Source organism: Kosakonia sp. YIM B13588 (assembly GCF_042788165.1).
Classification (GTDB): domain Bacteria; phylum Pseudomonadota; class Gammaproteobacteria; order Enterobacterales; family Enterobacteriaceae; genus Kosakonia; species Kosakonia sacchari.
Genome location: NZ_JBHZPO010000016.1, coordinates 25,026 through 36,913, shown reverse-complemented (window position 1 = coordinate 36,913; position 11,888 = coordinate 25,026). Strand labels below are relative to the sequence as shown.

Sequence of the window (11,888 nt, the reverse complement as noted above, 5' to 3'; positions counted from 1 at the left end):
ATCAGTAAAAATTTTGTTGCCCGGAGTCATCATGCCACGCTCATTACACCAGACTGAAACCGACCTTAACGCCGCAAATCTGCTGCGCTTACCTGCTGAATTTGGCTGCCCGGTATGGGTGTATGACGCGCAAATCATTCGTGCGCAAATCGCCAAACTGCGCGCGTTCGACGTGGTGCGCTTTGCGCAAAAAGCCTGTTCGAATATTCATATTCTGCGTCTGATGCGTGAGCAGGGCGTGAAGGTCGATTCCGTTTCGCTCGGTGAGATCGAACGTGCGCTGGCAGCGGGTTACGATCCGCAAACGCACCCGGACGATATTGTCTTTACCGCCGATGTGCTGGATGACGCGACCATCGCGCGGGTGAGCGAACTGGGTATTGCCGTGAACGCCGGCTCGGTGGATATGCTGGAGCAGCTTGGCGCGGTTTCACCGGGTCATCGCGTGTGGTTACGCGTTAACCCTGGTTTTGGTCACGGTCATAGCCAGAAAACCAATACCGGCGGCGAAAACAGCAAGCATGGCATCTGGTACAGCGATCTGGCGGATGCGCTGGCGGTGATGCAGCGCTACCAGTTGAAACTGGCGGGCATTCATATGCATATCGGTTCCGGCGTGGATTATGGTCATCTGGAGCAGGTGTGCGGTGCGATGGTGCGCCAGGTGGTCGATTTCGGCCAGGATCTGCATGCTATTTCCGCGGGTGGCGGTTTGTCGATTCCCTATCATGAAGGGGAAGAGCCGGTGGATACCGCGCATTATTACGGGCTGTGGAACGCGGCGCGCGAGCAAATTGCCAAACATCTGGGGCATGCGGTGAAGCTGGAGATCGAACCGGGTCGCTTCCTGGTGGCGGAATCTGGCGTGCTGGTTTCACAAGTGCGTAGCGTGAAAAACATGGGCAGCCGCCACTTTGTGCTGATCGACGCCGGTTTTAACGATCTGATGCGCCCGGCGATGTACGGCAGCTATCACCACATTACGGCGCTGGCCGCCGATGGTCGCGATCTTCGCCATGCGCCACTAATTGATACCGTGGTTGCCGGGCCGTTGTGCGAATCCGGCGATGTCTTTACCCAGCAGGAGGGCGGGAAAGTGGAAACCCGCGCGCTGCCGGAAGTGAAAGCCGGAGATTATCTGGTGCTGCATGATACGGGGGCGTATGGCGCCTCAATGTCATCGAACTACAACAGCCGCCCGCTGCTGCCGGAAGTGCTATTCGATAACGGCGTTGCGCGTTTGATCCGCCGCCGCCAGACCATCGAAGAGCTGATCGGTCTGGAGCTGCTCTAAGCCTTACTGCCCGGTCCCGCCGCTACCGATTCACGCAACACCAGCGTGCCGGTAAACGGTGGGATCGCGGCGATCTGTTCGTTGTTCACCAGTTTGATCGCCTGATCAATCGCGGTGGTGATCATGTTGTCGATCGGCAAATAGACCGTCGACAGGCCCGGCTCCAGCCAGCGGGCACTCGGCGCATCATCAAAGCCGAACAGCGAAATATCCTGCGGAATACGCAAACCCGCCTGCCAGATGGCCTTTGAAGCACCCAGCGCCATATCGTCGTTACAGGCGAACAGCGCGCTGAATTTCACCCCTTCCTGCAACATCTGCTGGCACAGTTCATACCCGCGCGTCATGGTCGAGTCACCGTATTTCACTTTGGCCGGATCCCAGCGAATGCCGTGTTTTTCCAGCGCCTTGCGATAGCCCATCAGCCGCGCTTTACCGGTCGGCGTGTGGATTGGCGCGGTAATACAGGCAATATCCCGGTGATGTTGTGTGATCAGGTAATCCACCGCCTGGAACGCTGCGTCCTGCTGCTCGAAGAACACACATTTATCGTGCGCCTGGAACAGCTCGCGGTTGATGACAATCAGCGGCATTGGCGTGGCGTCAATAAGCGTTAAAATCGCTTTTTCGCTCATAAAGCGGGTGTAAAGAATAATGGCGTCGCAGCGCCTGTCTGCCAGCATCTGCACCGCCAGCTCTTCCCGTTCGGGCGTATCGTGACCGTCGGTGACAATCAGCTGTTTGCCGTGTAATTCCGCCTGGCGCGACGCCTGCTGCAATAAGCGGCCAAAATAAAAACCGTCAAAGCTGGACACTACCAGGCCAATGCTGTTGCTGGTGCGGTTTGCCAGCGAGCGGGCAAGAAAGTTGGGGCGATAATCCAGCTCCTCCATCGCCTTAAAAACCTGATTGCGGGTGCTCTCTTTTACCTGACCCGTACCATTCAACACGCGGGAAACCGTTGCTTTCGAAACGCCCGCGCGCAGTGAGACATCCAGCATTGTGACCATGACGAGTTCTCGTTTCGCGTAATGAAACGCAGTTTACCACACTCATTTCACGGGTTAAGGCCAGCCGTTACGGTTTGCGCTAAGTGTCGGAAATCCCTGCTAACGGTAAGGTGGTATGCCAATGTGGGCTTGCGTCTCGTTTTGGAATACCAGTAAGCGGGTTGGGAGGCTCGTCACAGAACTTTCCGCCATGCATCGCTATTTTTGGTATGCCAAATGGGACTGTGCTGTATCCCTGCATCGATAAAAAAGCCCCTTTACTGAGGTGTTAACTCATGGCCCTACAAGAAAAGCTCATCGATTCTCTGGGTAGTTTTGCGACAAAGTTCAACAGCTATCGCTATATCATGGCGATCAAAGCTTCGTTTATTACCCTGATGCCGGTGATCATCGTCGGCGCATTTTCCGTCCTGATCTCCAACATGGTGCTGGATCCGAAAAATGGCCTCGCCAGCTTCCAGTCACTCTCATTCCTTGCCGCGCTAAAGCCGATCACCAGTGCGATTAACTACGCCACGCTGAACTTCCTTAACATTGGCGCGGTGTTCTTAATCGGTATTGAACTCGGGCGTATCAACGGCATTAAGACGCTGTTTCCCGGTTTGCTGGCGGTGATCTGTTTTATCTGCGTCACGCCAACCACCGTGGAAATGCTGGTAGACGGGCAGATGCACGTGGTGAAAGACGTGCTGCTGCGCCAGTTCTCCGATACCCGTAGCCTGTTCCTCGGCATGTTTATCGCTATTTTGTCGGTGGAAATATACTGCTGGCTGGAAAACCGCGACGGGCTGAAGATCAAAATGCCGGACACCGTGCCGCCCAACGTCTCCGCGTCATTTTCCGCGCTGATCCCGGCGATCATCACCACCACCGTGATTGCCACCTTCGGTTTTGTTTTCCACCAGGTGACCGGCATGTACCTGTATGACGCCGTTTATCAGGTAGTGCAGCAGCCGCTGGAGCGCGTGGTGCAAAGCCTGCCGGGCATTTTGCTGCTGATGTTTGTGGCGCAACTGTTCTGGGTTATCGGTATTCACGGCAACCAGATGATTAAGCCTATTCGCGAACCGCTGCTGCTGGGCGCCATCACCGTCAATATGAGCGCTTTTGAGCAGGGCAAAGAGGTGCCGAACATCATCACCATGCCGTTCTGGGATGTTTATATGAGTATCGGAGGCTCGGGTTTAACCATCGGCCTGTTGATCGCAGTGATGATCGCCACCAAGCGTAAAGAGATGAAAGAGATCGCCAAACTCTCCATCGGGCCTGGGGTATTTAATATTAACGAGCCGGTGATTTTCGGTATGCCGATCATGCTCAACCCGATCCTCGCGATCCCGTTCATCATCACCCCGCTGGTGACCGGCTCGATCGGTTACTTTGCCACGGTGACCGGTTTTGCCGGCAAAGCAGTGGTGATGGTGCCGTGGACCACGCCACCGTTGATCAACGCCTGGCTGTCGACCGCCGGTTCAATGGGCGCGGTGGTAACGCAGCTTATCTGCATTATCACTTCCGTCATTATCTATCTGCCGTTTGTGAAAATTGCTTCTCGCCGCGCCGAACAAGCGCAGCTGCAAGCCGAAGCCACTAACAACGCCTGAGGATGTCATGAGCACGAAAACAATTGCCATACCGCCGTCGTTTATTCTGGGCGCGGCGGCCTCAGCCTGGCAAACCGAAGGCTGGACAGACAAGCGGGAGGGCCAGGATTCCTGGCCCGATCTCTGGTACAAAAACGATCGTCACGTCTGGCACGACGGCTACGGCCCGGCGGTGGCGACCAACTTTTACCAGCGCTTTCGTGAAGATGTGCAACTGATGAAACAGGCGGGGCTGACCCACTATCGCACCTCGATCAACTGGTCGCGCTTTCTCACCGATTATGAAAACGGCGTGGTTGATGAACGCTATGCCGTCTATTACGACAAATTGTTTGACGAGATGCAGCGCCACGGCATTGTGCCGATGATCTGCCTGGAACATTACGAACTGCCGGGCTATTTGCTGGAAACCTACGGCGGCTGGGCGTCAAAAAAAGTGGTTGAGCTGTACCTGTTGTATGTCGAAAAAGTGTTCGAGCGTTTTCACCAGAAAGTGACCCGCTGGTTCACCTTCAACGAGCCGATTGTGGTGCAAACCCGTGTCTACCTGGATGCGCTGCGCTGGCCTTATGAGCAGAACACCGGCACCTGGATGCAGTGGAATCACCACAAAAACCTGGCCACCGCAAAAGTGGTGAAACTGTTTCGTGAGAAGGGTTATCAGGGCACCGTGGGCTGTATTCTCAACCCTGAAGTCACCTATCCGCGTTCACGCGCGGCGCACGATGTGCTGGCCGCCGAGCGCTACGATCTGTTCTATAACCGTGTCTTTCTTGATCCGATGGTGAAAGGCCACTATCCACCGGAGTTGTTCCCGTTGCTGGAAAAACACCAGGTAGCGTGGGATTACAGCGAGGAAGAGCTGGAGATTATCCGCGATAACACCGTCGATGAGCTGGGCATTAACCTCTACTACCCGCACCGGGTAAAAGCGCCGTCGCGCGCCTGGCATCCGGAAACACCTTTTCACCCGGCGTACTACTACGAGCCGTTTGAGTTGCCGGGCAGAAAAATGAACAAATCTCGCGGCTGGGAGATCCTGCCGGAGATCATTTATGACATGGCGATGCGCATCAAAAACGACTACGGCAACATTCCGTGGTTTGTCGCCGAAAGCGGCATGGGCATTGAGAACGAAGGGCAGTTTCGCAATGCGGCGGGCACCATTGAGGACGATTACCGCATTGATTTTATTGCCGCGCATTTATACCAGACGCTGCGCGCCAGAGAAGCGGGCGCGAACTGCCAGGGTTACATGTTGTGGGCGTTTACCGATAACGTTTCGCCAATGAACGCGTTTAAAAACCGCTATGGCCTGATTGAGATTGACCTGCAAAACAACCGTGACCGCCGGGCGAAAAAGTCTGCCGGCTGGTTTCGCAAGCTGCGCGATGAACGCCAGTTGACCCTGACTATTGATGACGAATGGAAATAAGGAGCCACCATGAAACGTATTGTGTTGTGCTGCTCCGCCGGGATGTCCACATCGCTGGTGGTGACCAAAATGGAAAAAGCGGCGGCGGAGCGCGGCCTTGAGCTGAAGATCTACGCCATTGCCGAGCAATCCCTGCGCGACGAGTTGCAAAGTTATGCCACCGAGATAACCGCCGTGCTGCTGGGGCCGCAGGTGCGCTTTAAGCTGGCGGAGAATAAAAAACTGACTGACGAATATGGCATTCCGATTGATGTGATCGATTCGGTGGCTTACGGCACCTTAAACGGCGCGAAAGTTCTCGATCAGGCGCTGGCTTTGGTAAGATAGCGCCGACAGGCCGGGGCGCCCGGCCTGCGCGATAACTCAGACTTGCAGGTGATATTGTGGAGAAGGCCGTCGTCCCGCCGGAAAAAAAACAGTACCAGGAGATTGGCGAAGATTTACGCGAGCAGATAATCCAGGGGCATTACCCCGTGGGTTCCCGCCTGCCGCCGGAGCGCAATATCGCCGAAAAATATGGCGTTAGCCGCACCATCGTGCGTGAAGCACTGCTGATGCTTGAACTGCAAGGCACGGTGGATATTCGCCAGGGCTCGGGCGTTTATGTGATGCGTATTCCGCAGGAGCATGAAAACGAAGAGGAGCGCTTTTTAAGTAGTGATGTTGGCCCGTTTGAGATCTTACAGGCGCGCCAGCTGCTGGAGAGCAATATCGCCGCCTTTGCCGCCAAAATGGCGACACGTGCGGATATCGACAATCTTCGGCGCATTCTTGAGCAAGAGCAGCGCGCCATCGCGATGAACGATACCTCGCAGGACAACAGCAAAATGTTCCACCTTGTGCTGGCGGGCGCATCGCAAAACCAGATGCTGCTGGCGACGGTGGAGAGCATCTGGCATCACATGGACAGCAGCCCGCTGTGGCAACAATTCAACGTGCATATTGCCAGCCGCCCCTATCGTCTGAAATGGCTGGGTGACCGGCAGACCCTGCTGGCGGCGCTACGTCGCCGTGATGTGATGGGTGCCTGGCAGGCGATGTGGCAGCATCTGGAAAATGTCAAAAAGAGCCTGCTGGAGCTTTCCGATGAGGATGCGCCTGACTTTGACGGCTACCTGTTTGAATCAGTACCGATTTTTCAGGGAAAGATCGTATGAAAATTATTCCCCTTTACGACGCGCCACACTTTGCAGAGCAGGTGGTGGACTGGTTATGGCGTGAGTTTGGCGACTCGCTGCCGCGTGAATTCTTCGCCAGTATCATTGCTCACAGTCAGCGGCCTGGGCAGTTGCCGCTCACTTATGTAATGGTGGACGATGATGCGTTGCTGGGCACTGTCGGGCTGTGGCGCTGCGATTTGATAAGCCGCCAGGATCTGTTCCCGTGGCTGGCTGCGCTGTATGTGAAAGAGAGCGCTCGCGGGCAGGGGCTGGCCGGGCAGTTACAGCGTCATGTGATTGAGCAAGCGAAAGCGATGGGTTTTCAGGAGCTGCATCTTTACTCGGCGTGTCGCGATTTTTACGAGCGTTTTGGCTGGCGCTACATTGGCGACGGTCTCGACTATCCGCACAAGACCGTGCACCTGTATCGCTACTCTTGCGGCGCAATCACCGAATGACGGCGCACCAGCGTTGGGTTGAAAAGGTAAGTGATTTCCGGTAGCGGGCGGTTTTCCGCCAGCGCCAGCGCCAGTTCAGCGGCTTGCGTTGCCATGGTGACAATCGGGTAACGCACGGTGGTTAAGCGCGGGCGAACATAGCGTGACACCAGTACATCATCGAACCCAATCAGGGAAATCTCACGCGGCACCTCAATGCCGTTATCATTCAACACACCCATCGCCCCCGCGGCCATAGAATCGTTATAACAGGCGACGGCGGTAAAGTTACGCCCGCGACCGAGCAGCTCAGTCATCGCCTGTTCGCCGCCGCTCTCATCCGGCTCGGCAAATGTCACCAGCCGGTCGTTGCAGGGCAAACCATTCTCTTTTAGCGCGTCGTAATAACCTTGCAGACGATCTTCCGCATCAGAAATCGCGTGGTTGGAGCAAAGATAGCCAATTTTCGTATGGCCTTGCTGGATCAAATGGCGCGTAGCCAGCCAGGCACCGTAACGGTCATCAAGCGCCACACAGCGCTGTTCAAACCCTGGCAAAATGCGGTTGATTAACACCATGCCCGGCATCTGTTTCATCAGCGAGGCGAGTTCATCGTCAGGCAGGGTTTTGGCGTGAACGACCAGCGCAGCGCAGCGGTGGCGAATCAGTTGCTCAATGGCTTTGCGCTCTTTCTCTTCGTTATGGTAGCCGTTGCCAATCAGCAAGAAATTCCCGGTGGCTGAAGCAACCTGCTCGACAGCTTTCACCATAGCGCCGAAAAAGGGATCCGACACGTCGCCCACCACCAGACCTACGGTTTCGGTGGACTGCTGTGCCAGCGCCCGGGCATTGGCATTCGGGTGGTAATTGAGCGCATCCATTGCGCTTTGCACCGCCTGGCGCGAGGATTCGCTCGCTTTTGGCGAGTCGTTAATCACGCGGGAAACCGTTGCGACCGAAACTCCTGCCAGCCGCGCGACATCTTTGATAGTCGCCATTACGCACCTTCCTTTGGGTAAGCGTTTACACGCTGCATAGTGTTACGGAAAAGGGATGTGTAATCAAGGAAGCTGCCCGGCAGGTATCTGCAAACGTGAGCTGACGCGAAGGAAATCAGTGAAAACGTTACACGCGGGAAATTGCAAAGTAATTCAGGCACAACCTTTAGTTACACTTTGCGAAGAGCTGTTTCGATTGTCTGCTGGTGGCGGGTATCCCCCCGTGACAGAGTAGAACTCCCAGAGGTATTGATAGGTGAACGCGGCCCCCAGGGTTGCACACTCGAATTACACCAACCTGCGCAGATGCGCAGGTTTTTTTTTACCTAACTCTGTAACAGTAATCGCGAATGGACACACCTCGTTTCACTTCGGCTCACTCTCTTGCTTTTTCCCGCTGGTGAGGCGCGGTGCCGCACGCGACAATCAAGGTCCCAGAGGTATTGATTGGTGATTTATTCGGTACGCTTTTCGTACTCATTTCTTGCACCAACCTGCGCGGACGCGCAGGTTTTTTTTCGCCCGCGTTTTAACCCGCCGCACTTCTCATGTAATCTGCCACAATTTGATAACGTGCTTAATTTACTGGCAAAAGGAGTTGAAATGCTATTGGGCTTTTTCCGCGGCCTGTTCCGTGTGTTGTTTCGCGTACAACTGACCGGCAACACGCAGGCGCTGCAAGGCGAACGGGTGCTCATTACCCCTAACCACGTCTCTTTCATTGATGGCATTTTGCTGGCGTTATTCCTGCCGGTGCGCCCGGTTTTCGCGGTCTACACCTCTATCAGCAGCCAGTGGTACATGCGCTGGATAAGCTCGATTATTGATTTCGTGCCGCTGGATCCGACCAAGCCGATGTCGATTAAACACCTGGTGCGGCTGGTGGAACAGGGGCGCCCGGTGGTGATTTTCCCGGAAGGGCGTATTTCGGTTTCCGGCTCATTGATGAAAATTTACGACGGTGCAGGGTTCGTGGCGGCAAAATCGGGCGCGACGGTGGTTCCACTGCGTATTGATGGCGCGGAGCTAACCTACTTCAGCCGCCTGAAAGGGCTGGTAAAGCAGCGCCTGTTCCCGCGTATTACGTTGCATATTCTGCCGCCTACGCATTTACCGATGCCGGATGCGCCGCGTGCGCGTGACCGTCGCAAGCTGGCGGGTGAGATGCTGCACCAAATCATGATGGAAGCGCGCATGGCTGTGCGCCCGCGCGAAACCCTGTTCGAAGCGTTGCTTTCCGCGCAGTATCGCTATGGTGCCAATAAGCACTGTGTTGAAGACATCAATTTCACCCCGGACAGCTATCGCAAGCTGCTTACCAAATCGCTGTTTGTTGCCCGTATCCTGGATAAATACAGCGCGCCGGGCGAGAAAATCGGTCTGATGTTGCCAAATGCCGGGATCAGCGCGGCGGTGATTTTCGGCGCGGTTGCGCGTGCGCGCATCCCGGCGATGATGAACTACACCGCCGGCGTGAAAGGGTTAAGTAGTGCGATTACGGCGGCGCAGATCAAAACCATCTTCACATCCCGTACGTTTATGGATAAAGGCAAGCTGTGGCATCTGCCGGAGCAGCTCACCCAGGTACGCTGGGTTTACCTGGAAGATCTGAAAAGCGATGTCACCAGGGAAGACAAGCTGTGGATTTTCCGCCATCTGCTAACGCCATTAAAAGCACAACTGCCGCAAAAACCGGAAGACCCGGCGCTGATCCTCTTCACCTCGGGTTCAGAGGGCAATCCGAAGGGCGTGGTGCACAGCCATAAAAGCCTGCTGGCGAACGTTGAACAGATTAAAACCATTGCTGATTTCACCGCCAATGACCGCTTTATGTCGGCGCTGCCGCTGTTCCACTCGTTCGGCCTGACGGTGGGGTTATTCACGCCGTTATTTACCGGCGCGGAGGTGTTCCTTTATCCGAGCCCGTTGCACTACCGCATTGTTCCTGAGCTGGTGTATGACCGTAACTGCACCGTGCTGTTTGGCACCTCGACATTCCTTGGCAATTATGCGCGTTTTGCCAACCCGTATGACTTCTTCCGCTTGCGCTATGTGGTTGCCGGTGCCGAAAAATTGCAGGACAGCACCCGCCAGCTGTGGCAGGACAAATTTGGCCTGCGCATCCTTGAAGGTTATGGCGTGACCGAATGTGCGCCAGTGGTTTCTATTAACGTGCCGATGGCGGCAAAACCCGGCACTGTCGGGCGGATTTTACCGGGGATGGATGCGCGGTTAATGGCGGTGCCGGGTATTGAAGACGGCGGTCGCCTGCAACTGAAAGGGCCTAACGTGATGACCGGCTATCTGCGGGTGGAAAACCCTGGCGTGCTGGAAGCGCCAGTCGCAGAAAATATCAATGGCGACATGGAAGCGGGCTGGTATGACACCGGTGATATCGTGCGTTTTGATGAGCAAGGCTTTGTGCAGATTCAGGGGCGGGCGAAGCGTTTTGCCAAAATCGCTGGCGAGATGATCTCGCTGGAGATTGTCGAACAATTGGCGCTGGCAGTTTCGCCGGAGAAACTGCATGCCACGGTGGTCAAGAGCGATGCCAGCAAAGGCGAGGCGCTGGTGATGTTCACCACCGACAGCGAGTTGACGCGCGATAAGCTGCAACAGCAGGCGCGGTCGCAGGGTGTGCCGGAGCTTGCCGTACCGCGCGATATTCGCTTTCTGAAACAGTTGCCCGTGCTGGGCAGCGGCAAACCTGATTTTGTGACGCTGAAAAGCATGATTGAAGAGGCGGAGTCGACAGATGCATGAGTCAGTAAGCACTAACTCCTCGCTGTGGTCGCGCGGGATGATGGCGGTGATTGCCGCGCAGTTTCTCTCGGCGTTTGGCGACAACGCGCTGCTTTTCGCCACGCTGGCGCTGCTGAAAGCGGAGTTTTATCCCGACTGGAGCCAGCCGATTTTGCAGATGGTGTTTGTGGGCGCTTACATTCTTTTCGCACCCTTTGTCGGGCAGGTCGCCGACAGCTTCGCCAAAGGCCGGGTGATGATGTTCGCCAACGGCCTGAAACTGGTTGGCGCGGCGAGTATTTGCATCGGCATCAATCCGTTTGTCGGTTATCTGTTAGTCGGCATTGGTGCGGCAGCCTATTCCCCGGCGAAGTACGGCATTCTTGGCGAAATCACGACCGGCGATAAGCTGGTGAAAGCGAATGGTTTGATGGAATCGTCGACCATCGCCGCCATTTTACTCGGCTCGATGGCAGGCGGTGTGCTGGCCGACTGGCATGTGCTGGCGGCACTCGGCGTTTGTGCGCTGGTGTATGCGGGCGCGGTGATCGCCAATCTGCTGATCCCGAAGTTGCCTGCTGCACGTCCGGGGCAATCCTGGCGCTTTACACCAATGACATCCAGCTTCTTCACCGCCTGTAAAAGCCTGTGGCGCAACGGTGAAACGCGCTTTTCTCTGGTCGGGACTAGTCTGTTCTGGGGCGCGGGCGTGACGCTGCGTTTCCTGCTGGTGCTGTGGGTACCGGTGGCGCTTGGGATCACAGATAACGCGACGCCAACGTATCTTAACGCGATGGTCGCCGTCGGGATTGTGGCTGGTGCCGGTCTGGCGGCGAAGCTGGTTACACTGGAAACCGTGGCGCGTTGTATGCCTGCCGGCATTCTCATTGGCGTGGCGGTGGTGCTGTTCTCCTTGCAACACGCGTTACTGCCAGCCTACGGCGTGCTGATGTTGATCGGCATGTTGGGTGGTTTCTTTGTGGTGCCGCTGAATGCGCTGTTGCAAGCCATTGGTAAAGAGTCGGTTGGCGCGGGCAATGCGATTGCGGTGCAGAACCTCGGCGAAAACATGGCCATGTTGCTGATGCTGGGCCTGTACTCGCTGGCGGTGAAAGCGGGCGTACCGGTAATTGGTACCGGCGTTGGCTTTGGCGTGATTTTCGCGCTGGCAATTGCGGCGCTGTGGATCTGGCAGCGCCGCCGTTAAT

The 11,888-nt window shown here is 55.9% G+C and carries 10 protein-coding genes; 8 read left to right on the top strand and 2 right to left on the bottom strand.

Translation table 11 applies throughout. The annotated features are described in order from the left end of the window. The first annotated feature begins 31 nt into the window (after positions 1 to 31). Complete coding sequence (gene lysA, locus ACFX4U_RS21215; RefSeq protein WP_313507420.1) at positions 32 to 1,294, top strand: diaminopimelate decarboxylase; 1,263 nt, start codon at positions 32 to 34, stop codon at positions 1,292 to 1,294. Here the strand turns inward: lysA and ACFX4U_RS21210 are convergent. Then, a complete protein-coding gene (locus tag ACFX4U_RS21210; protein WP_200552438.1) occupies positions 1,291 to 2,304 on the bottom strand; it encodes a LacI family DNA-binding transcriptional regulator in 1,014 nt (337 codons plus the stop codon). The genes lysA and ACFX4U_RS21210 overlap by 4 nt on opposite strands. A gap of 275 nt (positions 2,305 to 2,579) precedes the next feature. Between ACFX4U_RS21210 and ACFX4U_RS21205 the strand changes: the two genes are divergently transcribed. From ACFX4U_RS21205 to ACFX4U_RS21185, 5 genes are read left to right on the top strand one after another with little or no spacing between them, the layout of a single operon-like run. Beyond that, on the top strand, positions 2,580 to 3,908 hold the full coding sequence (locus tag ACFX4U_RS21205) for a PTS sugar transporter subunit IIC (RefSeq protein ID WP_017457673.1): 1,329 nt from the start codon (positions 2,580 to 2,582) through the stop codon (positions 3,906 to 3,908). Positions 3,909 to 3,915: 7 nt separating this feature from the next. Beyond that, the gene (locus ACFX4U_RS21200) at positions 3,916 to 5,343 is read left to right on the top strand and encodes a glycoside hydrolase family 1 protein (protein WP_313507421.1); all 1,428 of its coding nucleotides are present in this window, start codon (positions 3,916 to 3,918) and stop codon (positions 5,341 to 5,343) included. Between the two features lie 9 nt (positions 5,344 to 5,352). After that, positions 5,353 to 5,670, top strand: coding sequence for a PTS sugar transporter subunit IIB (locus tag ACFX4U_RS21195; RefSeq protein WP_020455064.1), 318 nt, complete (start codon positions 5,353 to 5,355; stop codon positions 5,668 to 5,670). A 56-nt stretch (positions 5,671 to 5,726) separates the two neighbouring features. After that, positions 5,727 to 6,500 carry a GntR family transcriptional regulator gene (locus tag ACFX4U_RS21190; protein ID WP_065370137.1) on the top strand — a complete coding sequence of 258 codons (774 nt, stop codon included), beginning with the start codon at positions 5,727 to 5,729 and terminating at the stop codon, positions 6,498 to 6,500. After that, positions 6,497 to 6,961, top strand: a complete 465-nt coding sequence (locus ACFX4U_RS21185; protein WP_313507423.1) for a GNAT family N-acetyltransferase — start codon at positions 6,497 to 6,499, stop codon at positions 6,959 to 6,961. Before ACFX4U_RS21190 ends, ACFX4U_RS21185 begins: the two co-directional genes overlap by 4 nt. On the opposite strand, the gene galR is transcribed toward ACFX4U_RS21185, so the two are convergent. Further along, positions 6,934 to 7,938, bottom strand: coding sequence for an HTH-type transcriptional regulator GalR (gene galR, locus ACFX4U_RS21180; protein ID WP_305735118.1), 1,005 nt, complete (start codon positions 7,936 to 7,938; stop codon positions 6,934 to 6,936). The genes ACFX4U_RS21185 and galR overlap by 28 nt on opposite strands. 603 nt (positions 7,939 to 8,541) lie before the next feature. Here galR and aas point away from each other — a divergent pair. Then, positions 8,542 to 10,701 (top strand): bifunctional acyl-ACP--phospholipid O-acyltransferase/long-chain-fatty-acid--ACP ligase, encoded by a 2,160-nt coding sequence (gene aas, locus ACFX4U_RS21175; protein WP_313507425.1) that lies wholly within the window; start codon positions 8,542 to 8,544, stop codon positions 10,699 to 10,701. After that, on the top strand, positions 10,694 to 11,887 hold the full coding sequence (lplT, locus tag ACFX4U_RS21170) for a lysophospholipid transporter LplT (RefSeq protein ID WP_313507426.1): 1,194 nt from the start codon (positions 10,694 to 10,696) through the stop codon (positions 11,885 to 11,887). Before aas ends, lplT begins: the two co-directional genes overlap by 8 nt. The last annotated feature ends 1 nt before the right edge of the window (position 11,888 follow it).

Excerpts from the sequence above, each read along its gene's own strand:
- lysA (WP_313507420.1), top strand. The coding sequence starts at position 32 with ATGCCACGCTCATTACACCAGACTGAAACCGACCTTAACGCCGCAAAT.
- ACFX4U_RS21210 (WP_200552438.1), bottom strand. The coding sequence starts at position 2,304 with ATGGTCACAATGCTGGATGTCTCACTGCGCGCGGGCGTTTCGAAAGCA.
- ACFX4U_RS21205 (WP_017457673.1), top strand. The coding sequence starts at position 2,580 with ATGGCCCTACAAGAAAAGCTCATCGATTCTCTGGGTAGTTTTGCGACA.
- ACFX4U_RS21200 (WP_313507421.1), top strand. The coding sequence starts at position 3,916 with ATGAGCACGAAAACAATTGCCATACCGCCGTCGTTTATTCTGGGCGCG.
- ACFX4U_RS21195 (WP_020455064.1), top strand. The coding sequence starts at position 5,353 with ATGAAACGTATTGTGTTGTGCTGCTCCGCCGGGATGTCCACATCGCTG.
- ACFX4U_RS21185 (WP_313507423.1), top strand. The coding sequence starts at position 6,497 with ATGAAAATTATTCCCCTTTACGACGCGCCACACTTTGCAGAGCAGGTG.
- galR (WP_305735118.1), bottom strand. The coding sequence starts at position 7,938 with ATGGCGACTATCAAAGATGTCGCGCGGCTGGCAGGAGTTTCGGTCGCA.
- aas (WP_313507425.1), top strand. The coding sequence starts at position 8,542 with ATGCTATTGGGCTTTTTCCGCGGCCTGTTCCGTGTGTTGTTTCGCGTA.
- lplT (WP_313507426.1), top strand. The coding sequence starts at position 10,694 with ATGCATGAGTCAGTAAGCACTAACTCCTCGCTGTGGTCGCGCGGGATG.